General features: G+C 65.3%; 21 protein-coding genes, 3 tRNA genes and 1 riboswitch. Of the genes, 10 read left to right on the top strand and 14 right to left on the bottom strand.

The genetic code is table 11. The features are described 5' to 3' along the window. Window positions 1-204: 204 nt before the first annotated feature. From ACIGJG_RS18050 to ACIGJG_RS18020, 7 genes are all read right to left on the bottom strand, one after another. Window positions 205-1,032 (bottom strand): class I SAM-dependent methyltransferase, encoded by an 828-nt coding sequence (locus tag ACIGJG_RS18050; RefSeq protein WP_140948778.1) that lies wholly within the window; start codon window positions 1,030-1,032, stop codon window positions 205-207. Between the two features lie 178 nt (window positions 1,033-1,210). Further along, the gene (locus ACIGJG_RS18045; protein ID WP_373460800.1) at window positions 1,211-2,491 is read right to left on the bottom strand and encodes a PQQ-dependent sugar dehydrogenase; all 1,281 of its coding nucleotides are present in this window, start codon (window positions 2,489-2,491) and stop codon (window positions 1,211-1,213) included. Window positions 2,492-2,695: 204 nt separating this feature from the next. Beyond that, a complete protein-coding gene (locus ACIGJG_RS18040) occupies window positions 2,696-3,400 on the bottom strand; it encodes a glutathione S-transferase N-terminal domain-containing protein (RefSeq protein WP_140948780.1) in 705 nt (234 codons plus the stop codon). Between the two features lie 29 nt (window positions 3,401-3,429). After that, a complete protein-coding gene (locus ACIGJG_RS18035) occupies window positions 3,430-3,600 on the bottom strand; it encodes a hypothetical protein (protein WP_166487063.1) in 171 nt (56 codons plus the stop codon). After that, window positions 3,591-3,665, bottom strand: a tRNA-Thr gene (locus tag ACIGJG_RS18030). The genes ACIGJG_RS18035 and ACIGJG_RS18030 overlap by 10 nt, the downstream gene beginning before the upstream one ends. Window positions 3,666-3,684: 19 nt before the next feature. After that, window positions 3,685-3,760, bottom strand: a tRNA-Gly gene (locus tag ACIGJG_RS18025). Between the two features lie 6 nt (window positions 3,761-3,766). Then, a tRNA-Asn gene (locus tag ACIGJG_RS18020) sits at window positions 3,767-3,842 on the bottom strand. A 221-nt stretch (window positions 3,843-4,063) separates the two neighbouring features. Between ACIGJG_RS18020 and pip the strand changes: the two genes are divergently transcribed. Further along, window positions 4,064-5,017 (top strand): prolyl aminopeptidase, encoded by a 954-nt coding sequence (gene pip, locus ACIGJG_RS18015; protein ID WP_220630514.1) that lies wholly within the window; start codon window positions 4,064-4,066, stop codon window positions 5,015-5,017. Window positions 5,018-5,041: 24 nt separating this feature from the next. Here pip and ACIGJG_RS18010 read toward each other — a convergent pair whose 3' ends face one another. The 5 genes from ACIGJG_RS18010 to ACIGJG_RS17990 all read right to left on the bottom strand — a co-directional run bounded on the left by ACIGJG_RS18010 (window position 5,042) and on the right by ACIGJG_RS17990 (window position 8,644). Next, entirely contained in the window at window positions 5,042-5,695 is a 654-nt protein-coding gene (locus tag ACIGJG_RS18010) for a glutathione S-transferase family protein (RefSeq protein WP_011299616.1), read from the bottom strand. A gap of 51 nt (window positions 5,696-5,746) precedes the next feature. Next, on the bottom strand, window positions 5,747-6,238 hold the full coding sequence (locus ACIGJG_RS18005; protein WP_011299615.1) for a flavodoxin family protein: 492 nt from the start codon (window positions 6,236-6,238) through the stop codon (window positions 5,747-5,749). A 58-nt stretch (window positions 6,239-6,296) separates the two neighbouring features. Beyond that, window positions 6,297-7,025: an oxygen-binding di-iron domain-containing protein gene (locus ACIGJG_RS18000; protein ID WP_011299614.1), complete on the bottom strand. Its 729-nt coding sequence runs from the start codon at window positions 7,023-7,025 to the stop codon at window positions 6,297-6,299. Window positions 7,026-7,141: 116 nt separating this feature from the next. Continuing rightward, window positions 7,142-7,579, bottom strand: coding sequence for a YciI family protein (locus tag ACIGJG_RS17995; protein ID WP_011299613.1), 438 nt, complete (start codon window positions 7,577-7,579; stop codon window positions 7,142-7,144). Between the two features lie 141 nt (window positions 7,580-7,720). Then, window positions 7,721-8,644: a LysR family transcriptional regulator gene (locus ACIGJG_RS17990; RefSeq protein ID WP_483673704.1), complete on the bottom strand. Its 924-nt coding sequence runs from the start codon at window positions 8,642-8,644 to the stop codon at window positions 7,721-7,723. A gap of 115 nt (window positions 8,645-8,759) precedes the next feature. Here ACIGJG_RS17990 and ACIGJG_RS17985 point away from each other — a divergent pair, with 115 nt between their 5' ends. From ACIGJG_RS17985 to ACIGJG_RS17970, 4 genes are all read left to right on the top strand, one after another. After that, complete coding sequence (locus ACIGJG_RS17985) at window positions 8,760-9,503, top strand: SDR family oxidoreductase (RefSeq protein WP_483673703.1); 744 nt, start codon at window positions 8,760-8,762, stop codon at window positions 9,501-9,503. Window positions 9,504-9,797: 294 nt separating this feature from the next. Then, entirely contained in the window at window positions 9,798-10,286 is a 489-nt protein-coding gene (locus ACIGJG_RS17980) for a hypothetical protein (RefSeq protein ID WP_011299610.1), read from the top strand. A gap of 97 nt (window positions 10,287-10,383) precedes the next feature. Beyond that, a protein-coding gene (locus ACIGJG_RS17975) for an IS3 family transposase (RefSeq protein WP_483673311.1) occupies window positions 10,384-11,549 on the top strand; the annotation gives its coding sequence in 2 pieces (ribosomal slippage) (window positions 10,384-10,648 and window positions 10,648-11,549; 1,167 coding nt in all). Between the two features lie 124 nt (window positions 11,550-11,673). Further along, entirely contained in the window at window positions 11,674-12,651 is a 978-nt protein-coding gene (locus tag ACIGJG_RS17970; protein WP_140948785.1) for an ABC transporter substrate-binding protein, read from the top strand. A gap of 2 nt (window positions 12,652-12,653) precedes the next feature. On the opposite strand, the gene ACIGJG_RS17965 is transcribed toward ACIGJG_RS17970, so the two are convergent. After that, entirely contained in the window at window positions 12,654-13,010 is a 357-nt protein-coding gene (locus ACIGJG_RS17965; RefSeq protein ID WP_483673702.1) for a mechanosensitive ion channel protein MscS, read from the bottom strand. 480 nt (window positions 13,011-13,490) lie between these two features. Here ACIGJG_RS17965 and ACIGJG_RS17960 point away from each other — a divergent pair, with 480 nt between their 5' ends. After that, window positions 13,491-15,932 carry a DUF3772 domain-containing protein gene (locus ACIGJG_RS17960; protein WP_140948787.1) on the top strand — a complete coding sequence of 814 codons (2,442 nt, stop codon included), beginning with the start codon at window positions 13,491-13,493 and terminating at the stop codon, window positions 15,930-15,932. Between the two features lie 164 nt (window positions 15,933-16,096). Then, window positions 16,097-16,212: riboswitch (guanidine-I (ykkC/yxkD leader) on the top strand. Between the two features lie 53 nt (window positions 16,213-16,265). Continuing rightward, window positions 16,266-17,204: a TorF family putative porin gene (locus ACIGJG_RS17955; RefSeq protein WP_140948788.1), complete on the top strand. Its 939-nt coding sequence runs from the start codon at window positions 16,266-16,268 to the stop codon at window positions 17,202-17,204. Window positions 17,205-17,240: 36 nt separating this feature from the next. Here the strand turns inward: ACIGJG_RS17955 and ACIGJG_RS17950 are convergent, their stop codons facing one another. Next, window positions 17,241-17,645: a c-type cytochrome gene (locus ACIGJG_RS17950; protein ID WP_041680100.1), complete on the bottom strand. Its 405-nt coding sequence runs from the start codon at window positions 17,643-17,645 to the stop codon at window positions 17,241-17,243. A gap of 202 nt (window positions 17,646-17,847) precedes the next feature. Here ACIGJG_RS17950 and ACIGJG_RS17945 point away from each other — a divergent pair, with 202 nt between their 5' ends. From ACIGJG_RS17945 to ACIGJG_RS17935, 3 genes are read left to right on the top strand one after another with little or no spacing between them, the layout of a single operon-like run. Continuing rightward, window positions 17,848-18,840, top strand: a complete 993-nt coding sequence (locus ACIGJG_RS17945) for a Bug family tripartite tricarboxylate transporter substrate binding protein (RefSeq protein WP_011299604.1) — start codon at window positions 17,848-17,850, stop codon at window positions 18,838-18,840. Continuing rightward, window positions 18,833-19,702, top strand: a complete 870-nt coding sequence (locus tag ACIGJG_RS17940; RefSeq protein WP_483673701.1) for a PhzF family phenazine biosynthesis protein — start codon at window positions 18,833-18,835, stop codon at window positions 19,700-19,702. Before ACIGJG_RS17945 ends, ACIGJG_RS17940 begins: the two co-directional genes overlap by 8 nt. Further along, window positions 19,699-20,184, top strand: a complete 486-nt coding sequence (locus tag ACIGJG_RS17935; RefSeq protein WP_483673700.1) for a RidA family protein — start codon at window positions 19,699-19,701, stop codon at window positions 20,182-20,184. The genes ACIGJG_RS17940 and ACIGJG_RS17935 overlap by 4 nt, the downstream gene beginning before the upstream one ends. The last annotated feature ends 17 nt before the right edge of the window (window positions 20,185-20,201 follow it).

Genomic DNA, 20,201 nt, shown 5'->3' with positions numbered 1-20,201 from the left:
CGCGCTGCGCAATCACTCCGTGCGTCTGGATGTGTTTTGCGGAACACAATCAAGGCAGCCGCCAGAAAAAACGCTCGGCTCGGCGAATTGCCTGAAATGGGATTCGGCGCCCCCGGCCTGGCGGCACGTCCCGCAGGCCCCCTCCCGGTTAGCCGGCAGAGGCGACGGCGCTAGAATGCGGATCTGCGGCGCGGGTTACGTGGGTTACGCGGGCTTCTCCGCCCACGCCAGCACCGCCGGCATCGGCACGACAAAGTCATTGCCCTTCATGTACGACGCAACCGTGCCGCGCAGCACGGCCCGGATCTCATCGCGCGCCTTGGGACTTTGCGCACGGATGGTGGCCGCGGCACGCACGGTGCCCTGTGCCAGCGCGTCGAAGAGCTGGTCGGGCGCCGAGAAGCGCCACAGCTGCGGCACCTGCCTGCAGGCTGCGCCAGTGAAGCCGGCGTTCTGCAAGGCGCTGATGCATTGCGGCGGATCGCTGAACTGGAAGAAGTTGGGGCCGGCCGGCAGGCCGACATCCATCGACCCATAGGCCCGGATCGCCGCGTAAACGGCGCCGAAGCCGATCGCGCGTTCGGGCGCGTCCCACACCGTGAAGCCGATGCGCCCGCCGGGACGCAGTACGCGGAATGCCTCGCGCAGCGCCTGGTCCGGATCGGTCAGGTGGCACATGCCGAAACCATTGACCACGGCGTCGAAGCTGTCCGCATCGAACGGCAGGTCCTGCGCATCGGCCTGTTCGAAGTGCAGGCCTGGATGGGTCTTGCGTGCCAGCTCCACCTGCGTGGCAGAGAAATCGATGCCGACCGTGTCCGCGCCCCGCCGGGCCGCAGCAGCGGCAACATAGCCAGCGCCGCTGGCCACATCGAGCACGCGCTGGCCGCTGCCGACGTGCGCGCTGTCGAGCAAGGCATCGACTGATTGCGTCGTGACGACCGTGAGCTGCTCGTGGTAGCGGCTGACGACGCCGGGATCTTCCCAGCCGGCCAGCTCGAAATCACGGAAACTCTCCCCCGTGTGATCCATTGCACCCTCCCTTGGCGAAATTCGCTGCGGGGCGCTGGCCTGCCGCCCTGTCTGGCGCGCGCGCCCCCCCGGCACGCCGGTCGCCAGACAGGCGAAGTATAGTCATCACGGGCCACGCGGTCAGCCACCGCGCAACCGCCGTTCGCGCTGCGCCGCCGCACCGCCGGTCAGTCAGCCGCTATCTCGCGCCGGTCACCCGCCATACGGTATTGCCGACATCGTCCGCCACAAGCAGGCCTCCACGCTTGTCGACTGCAACGCCAACCGGGCGGCCCTGCGCGTCGCCGTTCTGGCCGACGAAGCCGGTGAGAACGTCGAACGGCGCGCCATTGGGACGGCCGTTGTCGAACGGCACGAAGATCACCTTGTATCCAGCAAAGGGCTTGCGGTTCCACGAACCGTGCTGGCTCACGAACATGCCGTGCTGAAACCGCGCGGGCAGGCTGTTGCCGACGGCCCCGGTCATGCCGAGCGATGCCGTATGCGCGCCGACCGCATAGTCCGGCACGATCGCCTTGGCCACCATGTCGGGCGCGGGCGGCTTGACGCGCGTATCGACGTGCTGGCCGTAGTAGCTGTATGGCCAGCCATAGAAGCCGCCATCCCTGACTGAAGTGATGTAGTCGGGCACGAGGTCACTGCCGATTTCGTCTCTCTCGTTGACCGAGGTCCACAGTGCACCGCTTGAAGGTTCCCACGCCATGCCGTTGGGATTGCGCAGGCCGCTTGCGAAGATGCGGTGCTGTCCGGTCTTGCGATCCACCTCCCAGATCGCGGCGCGGCCTGCCTCCTTGTCGATGCCGTTCTCGCCCGCATTGCTGTTTGAACCGACCGTCACATAGAGCTTGCTGCCATCCGGGCTCGCGATGATGTTCTTGGTCCAGTGGTGGTTGATCGTGCCTGCCGGCAGGTCCACTACCTTTTGCGGGGATGCCGTGATGCTGGTTTGTCCTGGCTGGTACGGAAAACGCAGCACGGCATCGGTATCGGCCACGTAGAAGTCATTGCCCACGAGCACCATGCCAAACGGCGAGTGCAGGTCCTTGAGGAATACCGAACGCTCGTCGGCCACGCCGTCGCCATTGGTGTCCCGCAGCAGCGTGATGCGGTTGGCGCTGGGCGTGCCCGCACCCGCGCGCTCCTGGACCTTCTTCATGACCCAGCCGCGAATGCCCTTGTGGTCATCCGGTTTCGGCGGCGCGTTGGTCTCTGCAACGAGCACGTCTCCATTGGGCAGCACGTAGACCCAGCGCGGATGATCGAGCTTGTCGGCAAACGCCGCCACGGACAAACCCTCGGCAGCCGTCGGCCGCGCGCCGTCCGCCCACCCTTTTGCAGGTGCGATATGGATGGTTGGAATGAGCGTCTTATCGGGCGGCGGCAATTGCGGCGTGGGGCCGAAGCCCGCTTCCGACGGAAGCTTTGCCGATTCGCCGCACCCGGCCAGGGCCAGGGCCATGGCGATGGCGACCGCGGCAATGGCGTTCGCCGGCGAACGCGACACGGAAAGACGTGGATGCGGCATAGTGGCACCTCCGGACAAAGCGGCCTTGCTTTGACTATAGGTGCGCGCCTTGCCCGTCTCTGTCAGCGCGCAAGTAGCGCGCTGTAGGACGTTGCCCGACACATGTGCCGAGCCCCGCGATGCCTACGCGGCGATATCTCAGCCGCGATGCGGCGTGTCGAGGCCCTTGATTACTGCGGGACGGGCCACGAAGGCTTCGAGTGCGCGCGTCACATGCGGGAAATCGCCGATGCCGACGAGTTCGCCCGCTTCATAGAAACCCACCAGATTGCGCACCCAAGGGAACGTCGCGATGTCGGCGATCGTGTATTGCTCGCCCATGATCCACGACCGGTCGGCCAGGCGCTGGTTCAGCACGTTGAGCAAGCGGCGGCTCTCGGCCGCATAACGGTCGCGCGGACGCTTGTCCTCGTACTCCTTGCCCGCAAAACGGTTGAAGAATCCCACCTGGCCAAACATGGGACCGATGCCGCCCATCTGGAACATGAGCCACTGGATGGTCTCGTAACGTTCCGCGGGATCGGCAGGAATCAGCTGCCCCGACTTGTCGGCCAGGTACAGCAGGATGGCACCGGATTCCCACAGCGGCAGCGGCTTTCCGCCGGGTCCGTTGGGATCGATGATGGCCGGGATCTTGTTATTGGGATTCAGCGAAAGGAACTCGGGCGACAACTGGTCGTTGTGGTCGAAGCGCACAAGGTGCGGCTCGTAGGGCAGCCCGGTCTCTTCCAGCATCGTGGATACTTTCACGCCGTTCGGCGTGGGCAGCGAATAAAGCTGGATGCGGTCGGGATGCTGCGCTGGCCATTTGCTGGCGATGGGATAGGCGGACAGGTCGGACACAAAAACTCCTGGCAACTGGCGGCACGGCATCAATGCCGCGCCTGAATGTCCGATGATAAACCGCCCGTGCAGGCGCTGCAGGCCGGGGCCTTATTGCGCGATACACCGGAATCAAAGCAAAAAGAAAATCGGGATACCGGCAGAAGAAAATCAGCCGGAAAGAGAAAAGGAAAATACGGAAAAAGGGAGGTGGTGCCCATGGGCAGGATCGAACTGCCGACCTCTCCCTTACCAAGGGAGTGCTCTACCACTGAGCCACATGGGCGACGTCCGGTGCTGGGCACTGGAGCGGGAGACGAGTCTCGAACTCGCGACCTCAACCTTGGCAAGGTTGCGCTCTACCAACTGAGCTACTCCCGCGTTGTTTGGCTCCCCGACCTGGGCTCGAACCAGGGACCTACGGATTAACAGTCCGGCGCTCTACCGACTGAGCTATCGGGGAATCAACGCTTCCTCGTTGAGAGGAGGCCGGATTGTACAACGATTGACCGGCAAGGTGTCAAGCGATGGCGCAAGATTTTTTGAAGTCTCCGTCACTCCGTGCGCCACGGGTCTTTATGGCCGCGACTGCTTCGCCTTTCACAAAGATCGACGCAACGGTGGCCGCGTGATCGCGCACGCCCAGCGCTACACTGAACCATGACGCACCCGGAGCCCAACCCCATGCCAACCCTTCGCACCCTCTACCCTGCCATCGAACCGTATGCCACGGGCACGCTCGATGTCGGCGACGGCCACGTGATCCATTACGAGCGCGTCGGCACGCCTGGCGCCAAGCCTGCAGTTTTCCTGCATGGCGGACCCGGCGGCGGCATCAGTGCCGATCATCGCCGGCTGTTCGATCCCGCGCACTACGACGTGCTGCTGTTCGACCAGCGTGGCTGCGGCCGCTCCACGCCGCATGCAGGACTGGAGGCAAACACCACGTGGCATCTCGTCGACGATATCGAGCGCTTGCGCGAACTCGCGGGTGTCGAGCGCTGGCTCGTGTTCGGCGGCTCATGGGGCTCGACGCTGGCGCTCGCCTACGCGCAGAAGCATCCGCAGCGCGCGAGCGAACTCGTGCTGCGCGGCGTCTATACGGTGTCGCAAGCGGAGTTGGACTGGTACTACCAGTTCGGCGTGTCGGAGATGTTCCCCGAGAAGTGGGCGCGCTTTCAGGCGCCGGTGCCGGAAGCGGAACGCGGCAACATGATGGCCGCCTATCGCAAGCTGCTGACGGGCGACGACGAGGCAAAACAACTGCAAGCGGCGCGCGCGTGGAGCGTCTGGGAAGGGGAAACCATCACCCTGCTGCCGGACGCGGACAACAGCGCGAAGCACGATGATGCGCATTTCGCGCTGGCCTTCGCACGGCTCGAGAACCACTACTTCACGCACCGCGCGTGGCTTGAAGACGGGCAACTGCTGCGCGACGCGCATCGCCTGGCTGGGATTCCCGGCGTAATCGTGCACGGCCGCTACGATATGCCTTGCCCTGCGCGCTACGCGTTCGCGTTACACAACGCATGGCCTGACGCAGACTTCCATCTGATCGAAGGTGCGGGACATGCGTGGACCGAGCCGGGTATCCTGGATCAGTTGATTCGGGCCACAGACCGGTTCGCGCAGCAGTAACGTCGCCCCGATTTGTGCGGAACCTTAGTCCCGGTCCGGCGCGCCGGGTGGAAACAGCTTGCGGTACGGGCGCGCCTCGTCTACCGCCCGCGCAAATGCGGGCCGCGCCAGCAGCCGGCTGCGGTAAGCGCGCGCGTTGGTCAGGGCCGGGGCGATGGGATGCACCCAGTCGGCATAGAACAGGGCCGGTGCCGCCGCGCAATCCGCAAGGCCGAAGGCACCGGCCGCAGCCCATTCGCGCCCGGCCATGGCACGGTCGAGCCACTGGTATGAACGGTCCAGCAACCGCCTGGCGTCGGCCACGCCTGCCGCATCGCGCTGCCCAGGCGCGCGGATGTAGTCGAACACGATGCGCTGCATCGGCGTCATGACGTAGTTGTCGAAGAAGCGGTCCATCATGCGGACCTCCAACGCGTCGTCGGGGTCCGGCGGAATCCATTGCACGGGACCGCGATGGTGGATGTCGAGGTACTCGATGATGATGGTCGACTCGACCACCGTGCGCCCCGCGTCGACCAGCACCGGCATGCGTTGCATTGGCCAGAGCGCGGCGTGCTCGGCCAGCGTGTCGGGATGCTCCGGCGACAGCATCCGAAATTCGAACGGCGTGCCGTTTTCATACAAGGCAATCAGAACCTTCTGGCAGTACGAGGAAAACGGGTGCGCATACAGCAGCATGGTTACCTCCGGAATGACAGCGAGTTGAACAAATCTGACCGGCACTCCGGCTCAGAACACGCCGAGCGCAAGGCCGGCCGCCAGGCCCGCGCCGACTTCAGCGCAGCGCTCCAGATCGTCGGCGCCAATATTCTTGGGAGCGAGGATGCGCTCCGGCGTCTGCGCGTGCGTGCAGACGATCAAACCCGGCGCCACGCTCTTCAGGCGCCAGCCGGTCGCGATGCGGTCGATCTGCCGCAAGGCGTTCTGCCCGTCGCTACCCGCGCAGATCATGGCGGCGTAAGGACGCCCGTTCACGCGATCGAGTGCGGCGTAGTAGCAGCGGTCGAAGAAATCCTTCATCAGGCCCGACATCGCGGCCAGGTTCTCCGGCGTCGCGAACAGGTAGCCGTCGGCGGCAAGTACATCGTCCGGTCCTGCATCAACCGCACGCAGCAGCCTGACCGTGACGTCTGGTTGCTCGCTGGCCGCGTCGGCCGCGGCCAGCGCCATCTGCGCGGTACCGCCAGTCATGGTGTGATAGACGATCAGCAGGGTCTTCATTCGTGCACGCTCATGCTCGCCAATGTCGGGCCGACTGTAGCATGCGCGTGCACGTCACCTACCGTTGCGCCAGCCGCTGCGACAAGCGGCCCAGCAGTGCCGCACCGTCGCCGCGCCACGCGCTGCCATGCATGCACGCCAGCGTAGCCGGGTGCAGATCGGCCAGCCGCTGCAGATGCATCCCCGTATCCGGGCTGTGCGCGTAATAGTCCATCTGCAGACGGAACGCCTCGCTCGATTCGAGGATGTCGCCTTCGGTCAGCGGCGGATTTGCGTCGCCGGGCTGCGTAAAGAGATCGCCGCACAGCAGTGTACGCGTGGTTTCCTCGAACGCCATCGAGCATTCCCAGCCATGCGGCACGTGCGGCGTGGCAAGCCAGCGGATGCGGTGCGTGCCAAGACTGATGACTTCTCCATCGGCCATGGCGCGCGCCGGACGAATGGCGATGTCGTCGATCGACACCATCGCGGCGATCTGGCCGCACAGCGGCACGGCATCGGGTGCGAGTTCGAGAAAGTCATTGAGTGTGCCGCATTCATCGGACTCCACGTGAGAGAACCCGACATAGGCCAGTCGCGACACCGGCATCACACGCTCGATGGCTGCGCGCACCTGCGTGAACAGCTTGCGCGGACCCGTGTGGTAAAGCAACGGCCTGTCATCCACCACAAGGTATTGGTTGAATGAGAAGCCGCCCGGCATGTCCTGCGGCGGGACGGGCGTGGAGATGCGGAAGATACCGTCAGCAATTTCGTCCACGGTGGTGACGGGTCCGGTGTGTTCCATGTTCATTCCCTTCCTTTCTGCCGGGACAACCCGGCCATTGGCCATCACTGGCACTGCTGCCGGATATAGAAGGCCCGTATCCAGCCAGCAAGCCGCAAGACGAATCCGCGCCCGGATCAGCCAGGGTTGCCGGACTTCCTGTCGATGTCGGCGCGCAGGCGCTCTTCCTGCTCGCGCAGCTCCGGGGTGAATGCCTCGCCGAAGTCATCGGCCTCGAACACCTGGCGGATTTCGATCTCGGAGTCGCCGTCCATCGGATTGGGACAGCGCCTGACCCACTCCACGGCCTCGTCCATGGATTTGACCTGCCACAGCCAGAAGCCGGCGATCAGTTCATTGGTTGCCGCGAACGGGCCATCGACCACGGTCCGGTTGCTTCCCGAAAAGCGGACCCGCTTGCCACGCGAGCTCGGGTGCAGACCCTCGCCCGCGAGCATGACGCCCGCCTTGACGAGTTCCTCGTTGAACTTGCCCATGGCCGCAAGCAATTCAGTGCCGGGCATTTCGCCAGCCTCTGACTGTCTGGTTGCCTTCACGATCACCATCACACGCATCGTCATGCCTCCGTGAGTGCGCGGCCGGCTACGGGGAGCCGGAGCGCAGTGTTTCAGGATCCACTTTCGTGGTTGTGTCGCGCTAAAGCGCGCATGGCTACAGGTTAATCCAATGCCATGGAATGCAACGTGAAGTTGCGCTCACCGCCCATCAAATCGCCGCGACAACCCCTTGCTGCGAAACGCGTCGACCACGAACTCGATGAATACGCGCGTGCGCGGCGGCAGCAGCGTGCGGCTCGGGTAGTAGAGCGCGATCGGCCCGTTGTCGGCGTACCAGCCGGGCAGCAGCCGCATCAGCGCCCCGCTCTCTAGCCGTGGCGCGGCATGGGGCATCGGCAGCAGCGCGATGCCTAGCCCGTGCATGGCCGCGTGGGCCATGGCTTCGGGGTCGTCGAAGATCAATCGCGCGCGGTGTTCCGCTGGCGCCTGTTCGCCGACCTGGTTGCGCAAGGTCCACGCGCGCAAGCGGCCGGTGGCGCCTGAACGCCGCACGATGCCGTCAAATGCGAGCAGATCCGACGGGTGCCTGGGCAGCGCCTTTCCCTGCATGAACGCCGGCGATGCCACCGCGACCACGTGCGTTCGGGCAAGCTCGCGCGCGACCACGCCCTCGGTCAATTCGATGCCACCGCCAATGGCGGCATCGAAGCCGTCCCGGATCAGGTCCGTGGGACGGTTCTCGAAGTGCCAGTCCGGCACGATGCCGGGATAGAGCGCCAGGAACTCGCCCAGCAGCGGCACCAGGTACTCGCGCCCGAACGCCAGCGCCATGCCGACCTTGAGCACGCCGGCGGGCTTGCCAGCATCCTCGGCCGCGCCGGCAAATGCATCGCGCAATGCCGAGAACGGGTTGGACACCTGCGAAAAGAACTGCTCGCCGCCCGAGGTCAGCGTCAGGCGCCGCGTGCTCCGATGGAACAGCCGCAGCCCAAGGTGACGCTCCAGGCGCGCGACATTCTTGCTGACCGCGGCCGGGGTCAGCCCCAGCCGGCGTGCCGCCGCCGAGAAGCTACCCGTTTCAGCGCTATGGACAAAGGATTCGAGCAGGTTCAGGGCTTCCATGCCCCCAGCTTATACCAATGGTTGAAAAAAATGATCCACAGCGATGCCTACCGGTAGGGGAATCCACTGACCATACTTCGACGCACCAACCCCAACGCTTTCAGGAGCAAACATCATGAGCACCACTCTTTCCGGCAAGATTGCCTTCGTCACCGGCGGCGCGCGCGGTATCGGCGCTTCGGTCGTACGCCGGCTGGCGCGCGAAGGCGCGGCTGTGGCCTTTACCTATCAGAGTTCGGGAGCTGGTGCGCACGCACTGGCGGAGGAAATCCATGCCACCGGCGGACGCGCACTGGCCTTCCAGGCTGATGCGGCGAACGCGGCTTCCGTGACGCGTGCCGTCGATGATGCCGCCCGGCAGTTCGGCAAGATCGACATCCTCGTCAATAGTGCCGGCGTGCTGCTGCTGGGCCCGGTTGACGACTTTTCGCTCGAAGATTTCGACAAGACGCTTGCGGTGAATGTGCGCGGCGTGTTCGTGGCAGCCAAGGCAGCACTGCCCCACATGGGCGACGGCGGCCGCATCATCAATATCGGCAGCGTCAACGCGGATCGCATTCCGTTCGCCGGAGGCAGCGCCTACGCCATGAGCAAGGCCGCGCTGAAGGGCCTGGTGCAGGGCATGGCGCGCGATCTCGGGCCCAGGGGCATTACCGTGAACAACGTGCAGCCGGGTCCGACCAACACCGACATGAACCCCGAGCACAGCGACTTTGCGACATCGCTGCATGGCCTGATGGCATTGCAGCGCCACGCGCGGCCCGAAGAGATCGCTGGCATGGTGGCGTACCTCGCCGGCCCGGAAGCAGGCTTCGTCACCGGTGCCAGCCTGAATATCGACGGTGGCTTCGCCGCCTGAGTTGCCCCCACCTTCGCAGGGATACGGTTCATCGCGTGGATACCGTCATTGCATCCAGTGTGCTACTGCGGCACACGATTCCCCAAACATTGCCCGATCGTTCGGGACCGGCGGCCGCTGGCCGGCCGCCGGCCTTTTTCCCGATCCGACGGACGCGCGCAGGACGCCGTGCAACCGGGAATCGCGTACGCAGCAGGCAGTTGAGTAGTTCTACTCTTTCCTGAACTGCTGCGCTGCCGTCATAGTGCCCGCTTCACGCCCATCGGGCCGCGACAGGATAGCCAGACAGACGGTATGAGCAGGCGTAAGGACTATAGCGTCGGCGCACCAGCCGAGAGCCAGGACGGCCAGCGCCGGCGCATCGATGAATGGATGACGCTGGTCGGCCAGCACAAGACCACGCTAGGCTTCGACGACTGGCTTCAGCAGGTTCTCGATGAACAGCACCAGCGCGCTGCGACCGAGGCCGGCCACGGCGTATGCCAGCCCACGTCGCGCTTGCTGCGCCAGGGCGACATGCTGTTCCGGCTGGAACACGGGGCACGCTACCGCGTGCGCCATGGACAGGAGTCTCCGCGCGTCTTCACGTGCGTGTTCGATGGCGAAACGCCCTACATTGCATTCGAGAATGTGGTGACCGGCGTGCGCTTTCCATGGATCACCGTGGACGGCGTATTCCGGCAAACCGAATTGCGTTCGATGGAACGGCTTGACGCCGGGGACGCGGAAAAAAACGTGGAAATCGGCGGGACTGGTCCCATGGGACAGACGTCGCCTGCCTAAGCGTCCTGCATAAGAAAGCGCGGATATATGAGGTAGCCTGATCGAGACAGACACGCCTGGTCCTTAGATTAAGATCGTGGATCAGGAGCGCGCGAAGATGAGCAAGGCAAGACAGACGTACACGGAAGAGTTTCAGGCAGAGGCCGTGAGACTGGTGCTGGAACAGGGGCTGACGCTGCAGTCGGCCGCCCAGCGTCTTGGGATTCCGAAGGGCACGTTGACGAATTGGGTGTTGAGAGCCAAAGCGCCTGGAGCAACAGCGGCACCAGGAGGCGTGACAGTGGCGGAGCTGGCGGCGGAGAATGCGAGGCTGCGCAAGGAGCTGGCAGAAGCGAAGCTGGAGCGCGATATTGTAAAAAAAGCCGCAGCGTACTTCGCCAGGGAATCACTGCCCGGTACGCGTTCGTGAGGCAATGGCGAGAAGTGTATCCGGTGAAGATGATGTGCCGGGTATTGGGAGTCTCGCGCAGTGGTTATTACGACTGGACGCACAGACCTCACGGGCTCAGTCCGGAACAGGAGCGGTTGCATCTGGCGATCCGGGCGGCCCACAAGCGCACGCGTCAGACGTATGGCACGCGGCGCCTGCAGCGAGAACTGGCTGGCGATGGATTCATGGTCGGTCGTGACCGGCTGGCCCGACTGCGCAATGAGATGGGGATTCGGTGTCGGCAAAAGCGTCGATTCGTGGCGACAACGCGCTCGGCACATAATCTGCCAGTGGCGCCCAACCTACTGGAGCAGAAGTTTGAAGCCGACAGGCCAAACGCCGCGTGGGTGACTGACATCACGTATATCGCAACCGACGAGGGGTGGTTGTACCTGGCAGGAATCAAGGACCTGTACACATGCGAGATCGTGGGCTACGCGATGGGGCCCAGAATGACACAGGAACTGGTAGGCGAGGCGCTGTTCCGGGCGGTGCGTAGCAAGCGGCCGCGGCCCGGCCTGATACATCATTCGGACAGGGGTAGCCAATACTGTGCTCACGGCTATCGCAGGTTGCTGGCGCAGTTCGGCATGCAGGCATCGATGTCACGCAAGGGAAATTGCTACGACAATGCGCCCATGGAAAGCTTCTGGGGCAGTCTGAAAGCAGAGCTGGTGTACCACCATCGGTATGCCACCCGGATGGAAGCCATGGCCTCTGTTCGTGAGTACATTGAAATTTTTTACAATCGCCAACGGCGGCATTCCAAGTTGGGGTACCAAACGCCAGGCGAAGTCGCTGCAAGCTACCTCAATCGACTAGCTGCAGCATGAACCAGACGTGTCCGCTCTAGACAGAACACCTCAATATTCGTTCGCGCAAGGGATCGATCGCGTTACGGTTGCATGCTGACCGGGCTGGCTGCAGTCCGAATGATTGACATGGCACGCATAACCGATGACTGCATCCCGAAGACAATTCCTCCGCTACGGCACGGTGGCTACCGCCGCCATCGCCACCGACACGCTTCTTCTTGCCGCACTTCCCGGCGCCGGCGCAGTCCGCGCACAGGGACGCCCGTTATTGAAAGCGGGCGACCAGAAAGGCGGCCTGCGTGCCTTGCTCGAGTCCGCCAATGCTCTGCGCGGACTGTCCTACGACATCCAGTGGACAGAGTTCCCTGCCGCGGCGCCGCTCGCTGAAGCGCTCAACGCGGGCGCCGTCGACTGCGGCCCGATCGGCGATGCGCCGGCGATCTTCGCGCTCGCCGCAGGCACGCGCATCCGATTGATCGGCGCCAATCGTTCCGATCCTTATGGCACCGCCATCCTCGTACGCCCCGACTCGCCGCTGAAGAATGCGGCGGACCTGAAGGGCAAGAGCATCGGCACCAATCGCGGTTCGATCGGCCATTTCGTCGCGCTCAAGGCGCTGGAATCGGCCGGACTGCGGCCGGAGGATGCCAACATCCGCTTCCTGCCACCGGCCGATGCCAAGCTCGCGCTGACCAGTGGTTCGGTCGATGCATGGGCCACCTGGGAACCCTATACCGCCATGGCGGAAACCAGCGGCCATGCACGCGTGCTGGTCAACGGGCGCGGCCTGTGGTCGGGACTGAGCTATGTGGCGGCGACCGACACGGCGCTGGCGGCAAAACGCGCGGTGCTGGCCGATTTCCTGCAGCGCGTGGTGCGCGCGCAGGCCTGGTCCTATCAGCATGTGCCGGAGTTCTCCGCGACGCTTGCGCGCATCATTGGGATTTCTCCGGAGGCGGCGCGCCTGCAGTTCGAGCGCAGGCACACGCAGTGGCAGAAGATCGACGATGCGCTCATTGCCGAGCAGCAGCGCACCGCCGATTTCTACCTGAAGACGGGCCTGCTCAAACAGCGGCTAGACGCGCGCGCCACGTTCGATACCGGCTTCGCTGTCACCTGAGCTTAGTAGCCGTAGTCCACGGGCGCCTGGTAATAGCCGCCCGGCTGCGGGCCGCACGGCACGTAGCCGCCGATGTCGCCGCGATAGCAGTAGCCCGGCGGAACGGCCGGCGCGGCATAGCTCACGCGGGCGGGCGGTGCGTAGGCGACTGGCGCGGGGGCGACGGCGACGGGAGCAGCCACCACAGGCGTGGCCATGGCCGCACCAAATGCGAGGCCGACCAGCGCGCCAACGGCAAGGGCCACGCCGGCCTGAGAGCCGCCGCTATGGTGATAGCGGTCATGCGCCGACGCCGGCCCGGCAGCCAGCAGGGCAAGCGACACGGCGGCAGCGGAAGCGATACGGATAGAGGGGCGCATGTCTGACTCCTGTTTCAGGGGGTACTTCGGTACTGATTTCGTGATGTCATCATGCACAAGAATCGCGCGGTCAGGTGTTTCGGCCGGCGCCCCCAGTTGTTAGCGATGTAACGCGCGCTTCCGCCGGTAACGGACAATTACAACTACGAGGCGACGAGGAAGGCGCATGCGGGGCCGTGTGATCTGAACGCTTTCATATAATCACCCGTCCGGCGGCCAGCCACACCGACCGCCACTTAACCAGCCGGCTTGCCGCGCGCCAGACAGGCCCGAGGCCAAGCCATGCGGCAGCGCCGCACGTCGCTGGCTAATTTCGTGGAAGCGGCCCGGCCACAGCGTGGTCTCGCTTCCTGTGTCCGTCTCCCGCGCCCCCGGGCCAATCCGCATCCTCAGGCATTCGCTCCCCGCCATCCGGCGCACAGTGGCTTGCCGGAGCGCGGCGGCAGTTTCCGGGCGGCCACGTCACCACGTGAATCCGCCATGCGCAGACTTTCCTGGCTCGCCCTGAGCCTTGTGCTCACCGCACTGTTCCACCTGATGCCGGTCGCGCTGGCGGCCGAGCCGGCGTCCGCGCCCGAAGCGGATCAGCCTCCGGCCCTCACGCACGCAGAGGCCATCACCGAACTCAAGCGCCTGCAGACCGAGCAGGATCGCATCAAGCAGTCGGCATCAAGCGTCAACGGCACAACGCGCCTCGGTGACCTCGACGAAGGCCTGCACCAGCTCGCCAAGGACGTCGACAAGCTGACCGCCGCGCTGACGCCGCAGCGTGCGCAGTTGCAGGCCCAGCTCGACGTGCTCGGCCCCCCGCCCGCAGCGGGCGCCACGCCGCCGGAAATGCCCGCCGTGGCACGCCAGCGGGCCGAGCTCAATGCGCGCAAGGTCCAGCTCGACAACGCGCTGAAACAGGCAGCAGAAGGCAAGGAGAACATCGAGAACCTGAACGCACAGCTCGCCAAGCTGGAGCGCAGCCGCATGAAGGACCAGCTTGCGCTGCGCTCGGAAAGCATCCTGAACCCGCAGTTCTGGGCGCCGTTGTTCAAGCCATCCGATGACGACAGCGCCCGCCTGGAAGCGTTCGTGGATGAAGTTGTGCCGCTGATCAAGACCGCATGGGAACCGGAGCAGCGCGGCGCCACCGCGCTGCTGCTCGTACTGGCACTCGCGGTCTGGACGCTCGGCCGGCGACTTGCCGAACGTGGCGCCGCCTGGTTCTGCCTGACGCGCCTGCCCGAAACCCGCTTGCGGCGCAGCGCGCTCGCGCTCGCCACCGCGCTTACCACCGTCGTCACGACGGCGCTCGCGGTGCAGCTGGTCTACTACGCCTTCACGCGCGGCTACGAGCCGCCGACTGACCTGCAGGACCTGCTCGGCGCACTGGCCAGGCTCATGCTGACCAGTGCGCTGATTGCGGGGCTCGGCCGCGCGCTGCTGTGTACGCATCACCCTTCGTGGCGACTGCCGGCGATGGCGGACCCGGTGGCGCGCGCACTCAAGCCGTTCCCGCGCGCACTGGCCGGGCTGTTGCTGCTGGCGGGCACGCTCGAATTGCTGAACCATATTGCCGATACCAGCGTGCCGTTCACGCTGCTGGGCCGCGGCCTGGTGTCGCTGGTGGTGGTGTTCACGATCGGCGCCGCGCTGTTGCGCGCCAACCGCGTGCGCAGCGGGCTGGCCGCGGCCGGCGAGCGCGCCGAGGCACGCGCCACGCTGGCGGGCATGATCCACGCCGGCGTCACGCTCGCCGTCATCGTTGCGCTGATTGCGCTGCTCGCGGGCTATGTCAGCTTCGCCCGCTTCGTGACCTACGAACTGGTGTGGTTCGACATCGTGCTGTGCACGCTGTACCTGCTGACCCAGCTCACGCGCGACATCTTCGAAAGCCTGCTGTCGACGCAGCACGCAAGCGGCCGCGTGATCCGGCAGCTGTTCGGCGTGGACGACAACCGCCTGGAGCAGGCATCGACGCTGCTGTCGGGCCTTGGCACCAGCGTGCTGACGATCGTTGCCATCATCGCGCTGCTGACCGGCGGCTTCGGCACCACGCCGGCGGAACTGCTCGACAGCCTGCTGACCGTGCTCGGCGGCGACAAGCTGCGCAGCTATAACATCATGCCGGAGCGCATCATCAATGCCGTGATCGCGCTGTCGGTGGGCATCTGGCTGCTGCGTTCGGTGCGGCGCTGGCTCGATGCGGAGCTGCTGCCGCGCATGTGCATGGAGCCGGGCCTGCGCGCGTCGCTGGTCACGCTGTTCAGCAATGTCGGCTACGTGCTGATCGTACTGCTGACGCTGGCCCAGCTGGGGGTGAAGTGGGAGAACCTGGCATGGATCGTCAGCGCGCTGTCGGTGGGCATCGGCTTCGGCCTGCAGGAAATCGTCAAGAACTTCGTGTCGGGCCTGATCCTGCTGACCGAGCGCCCGGTGAAGGTTGGCGACATGGTCAGCATCAGCGGCGTGGAAGGCGATATCCGCCGCATCAACGTGCGCGCAACCGAGATCCAGCTCGGCGACCGCTCCACGATGATCGTGCCGAACTCGCAGCTCATCTCGCAGAACGTGCGCAACGTGACCATGAGCCAAAGCACGCAGGGCGTGGCCTCATTGCAGCTCACGTTCCCGCTCAACACCGATCCGGAGCAGGTGCGCGACCTGCTGCTCGACACTTATCTGGATAACGAAACCATCCTCGACCACCCGGTGCCATCGGTCACCTTCAGCCAGCTTGCACCCAACGGCATCACGCTGAGTGTGACGGGCTTCGTGGCCAACCCGCGCATTGCCGCGTCGACCAAGAGTGATCTGCTGTTCGAGATCCTCAAGCGCCTGCGTGCCGCCGGCATTTCGCTGACCATGCCGCAGACGCTGCGTGTCGAGAACCTGCCGGGCATGTCGGCGGAAGCGCTGCTGCCGGCGCCATGACGCCGCGCACCGGCATGGGGCCGAGGCACCCGCACGTTGCCCCCCCACGCCGCCAGATCGGTGCGCCGGCCGCGCGCCATGCATCGGTCTGGCGCGCCGTGCACGGCAAATACGTGGCATGCATGTTGCTGAATGCAAGCGGGGAAGCGGCCGCGTGTCGCTCACCGAAGGGTAGCTAGGGTTCCGGTCGTGCCATGCGCGCGATGGCTGGTCCGAGAGCGACCGGCCACCGGCACCTGATCCGCCGGCGGCTCCACGGCGGGACAAAAGCCCGGGAGGTTCACTTCGCAGAGAGGTGGCTTCCCTGCCTTTGTCACTGACCGGAGCCATTTCATGTCGGGATTCCCCGCCTACCGCCTCGCGCGCCCCTTTTGCGCCGCTGTCCTGTTGCTTGCTGCAGTTCACCTTTCCACCGCGGCACACGCCGAAGACAATCCGCCGCCGGCCGACCCAACCCCGGCAAGCCCGTATACCTTCACGGGCCACGTCGAGGCGGTGTCGCGCTATGTGTTGCGCGGTGCCACCAGCACCTATGGAAACGGCACACCGCTCGGCAATGCGGGCGGTGACGCGCCCGAGTCCTCGCGCCCCGCGCTCCAGTGGGGCGCGGATCTTGCCCATGAAAGCGGCTGGAGCGTCGGCTACTGGGCGTCGATGATCAACTACTCGTACCGGCAGCTCGGTAATTCGTACAGCGATCGCAGCATCACCGACTTCCAGAAAGACCGCTCGATCGAGAATGATTTCTACGGCGCCTACAGTGGCAAGCTGCCCGGCGGCATCGGCTATACGGCTGGCATGACCGCGTACTACTACATCAACGGCAGCCATGCCAATGCGCTCGAAACCAAAATCGGCCTGTCCTACGGGCCGGTGAGCTTCAACGCGCAAACGCTGCTCAACGACGTAGTTTGGGGCAACAAGGGCGACACGTACTGGACGCTCGTATTCACCCAGCCCCTGCCGTACGGCATGACGTTCACCGCCACGGCTGGTGCCTACACCTACCGCAAGGAAGGCAAGTATCTCGGCACGACCGACACGCTCAGCGGCACGTCCTGCGGCCCTGGTGCCGCGTTTGTCGTCAATGGCTGCTATGCGGGCAACGCTCCGGTCGGCGGCGCCTTCCGCCATCTCACGCTGGCGCTTGCGGCCCCGATTCCCGAGACACCGTTCAATGTTGGCATCCAGTGGATCCTTGGCGGCAAGAACCGCTTCGGCGTCAGCCAGAAGAACCAGTTCCTGGCCACGGTGGGATACGGCTTTCCCTGACGCTGTCTATGCCGTCGATGCGATCGAGGCGGACGGTTACCGGTAAGTCTGCAGGTAGGCCAGCAGGTCGTCGATCTGCTGGTCGTTGCCGATGCCCCAGAAGCGCATGCGCGTACCTGGCACGACCTTGCCCGGCGATTTGATGAACGCGCGCAGCGTGTCGGCCGTCCACACCACGCCGGACGCGGTCATGGCGGGCGAATAGCGATAGTCGGAAGTGCTGCCCGCGCGCCGGCCGAAGACGGCGTTGAGCTGCGGGCCGAAGGCGCCGCGTGCGGACGGGCCCACGCTGTGGCACGACGCGCAACGGGTAGCAAACAGCGCCTTGCCGGCCTGGATGTCGGCGGCGGAAGCGGAAGAAGCGGCGGAAGCGGCGGAAGCGGCAAAAGCCACGGCAAGGCAAGTCAGGGCCGCCAGCCGGCGCGGTACAGCGTGATGCATGAGTCGTACGTCGGAGTGGGGTCCGGATGGGCCGGATGGCCCGGATGGACAGGCCCGCATGATAGCGCGATGCGCGCCACCGCACGTCAGACAGCCGCGCGATCGGCAGCCAGCCGCTTTTCGGATCGAACCTGTCGTGTTCTGGTTCGAGAATGGCCGCGCACGTTCCTAGACTCCTTCCATTCAGACAAGGAGACTGCACGTGCCAATTCCATCCGTTCCATCCATTCCATCCTGCAAGGCCCGCTGCGCCGTGCTTGCGATCGCCGCGGGCCTTTGCTTCGGCCCTGCCTACGCCGAGACATGGCCGACCAAACCCGTCACCGTGGTTGTGCCATTCCCCGCCGGCGGCGGCACGGACCTGGTGGTCCGCTCGATCCAGCCCATGCTGCAACGGGAGCTGGGCCAGCCGGTCGTGATCGACAATCGCAGTGGTGCGGGCGGCACGATCGGATCCGGCTACGTGGCACGTGCGGCGGCCGACGGCTACACCGCCGGTGTGGTCACCACGAGCACGCATGCGGTGAGCGTGGCACTCTATCCTAAGCTCGGCTACAACCCCGCTCAGGATTTCGCCTACGCGGGATTCATCGGCACGTCGCCGTATGTACTCGCGGTCAACCAGGCGTGGCAGGCCACCGATGTCAAGGCGCTGCTCGCCCGGCTCAAGGCCGACAAGTCGCTGCACAGCTTCGGTTCGGTAGGCGTAGGCACCGTGTCGCACCTGATGGGCGAGCAGTTCCAGAAGCTTGCCGGCACGCCGCTGGTTCATGTGCCCTACCGAGGCGCGGCGCCTGCCTACACCGACCTGATCGGCGGACAGGTGCAATTCATGTTCGACAACCCCGTCGGTCTCGCACCGTATATCAAGGCACGAAAGATCGCCGCGATCGCGACGACCGCCCCTACAGCGCTCCTGCCCGATGTACCCACGTTCGCGAGCCAGGGCGTGCCAGGCTTCGAACAACAGCTCTGGTACGGCATCGTCTTCCCGAAGGGAACGCCCGCGCCCATCGTCGCGCGCTTCAACGCGGCACTGAACAAGGTGCTTGGCGACAAGGCTGTCGCGAACGATCTGGAGAGCAAGGGCGTGACCGCGCGTCCCGGCACGCCGGCAGCACTGCAGGCCGCCGTGCAGAAGGACATCCCTTACTGGGGCGCCATTGCGAAGTCCGTAGGAGCGACCGGTGAGTGACGTCAACCTGATCCAGGTCTTTGTGCGTCGTGCCGGCGGTGGCAATCCGGTGCCATTGGTTGCCGACGCCCGCGGCATGAGCGCGGCCCAGATGCAGGCCGTCGCCGCCGCATACGGGCATGAATCCGCGTTCGTCCTGCCGGGCGACGACGCCGGCTGCGACTGGCGCTTCCGCTTCTTCGTCCCGCTGCACGAAATGGAGATGTGCGGCCACGCAACCGTCGGCACGCTGTGGGCATTGCGCCAGTGGGGCCGCTGGACGACGCCAACCGCACGCATCGCGACCATCAGTGGTGTGGTGCTGGCCTACTGGGACGCGGCACGGGAATGCGCGTGGATCTCCCAGCCGGAGGTGCGCACCGAAATACTCGATGCGCACGCGAGTACGCGAGTGGCCGAAACGCTCGGTCTGCCTCCGGGGACTCGCACGATCGTCAACGCCGCGACCAGCCGCGTGAAGACACTCGTTGCGTTGCCGTCCGTAGCAGAACTCGATGGCCTGCAACCCGACTTCCCGGCAATGGAGGCGTTGTGCGGTGCCATCGGCTCGACCGGACTATATCCGTATGCATTCGGCACGCCGCAGGACGATGGCCGACCCGTGGTTCACGCTCGGCAGTTTCCGAAATCCTCGGGCTATCCCGAGGACGCCGCCACCGGTATTGCGGCAGCCGCGCTCTGGGGATACCTGGCCGGCGAAGGTGCGCTAGCATGCGATGGCGCGCCCGCCGGGCACATCGCAATATGGCAGGGCGATGCCATGGGCAGCCCGTCGGAAATCCTCGTTGCGCCACGCCGCTCAGATGATGGCGAGCCTGACGGCTGCTGGCTCAGCGGCAAGGCAGCATGGAGCCAGGAATGACGATCGACACACCTGAAGCGCGGCTTGTCGCCGCCGGCTTTGATCTGCCCGCGGTGCCCGCACCGCGCGGCAACTACGCGCCCTTCTGCGCGATACCGGTCGGCCCTTGCCGCTGGGTGTCGATCTCTGGGCAGGTCTGTCGCGAGGACGGCGTGGCCATGTCCGGGCTATGCCGGACTAGCGACGACCTGGAGCCCGCGCGCCGGGCTGCCGAAGTCTCCATCCTCAACGCGCTTGCAGCCCTGCAACTGGCATGCGATGGCGAGCTGTCCCGCGTGACGCAGATCGTCCGTCTGCATGGATTCATTCGCGCCTCGGCGGACTTTGGCAGCCACCCGGCGGTACTCGACGCGGCCTCCGCTGTCCTGCGCGTCGCGTTCCCCGATCAGCCGCTCCCGGCACGCAGCGCGCTGGGTGTGGCCAGCCTGCCTGATTGCGCATGGACGGAAATCGAAATCGATGCCATCGTGACCGCCCCCTGACGCTACCGGATACCGCG

Source organism: Cupriavidus sp. C1SS-2L, from assembly GCF_057073735.1.
The sequence above is the reverse complement of the archived record's forward strand: the minus strand, read 5'-3'. Positions and strand labels throughout refer to the sequence as shown.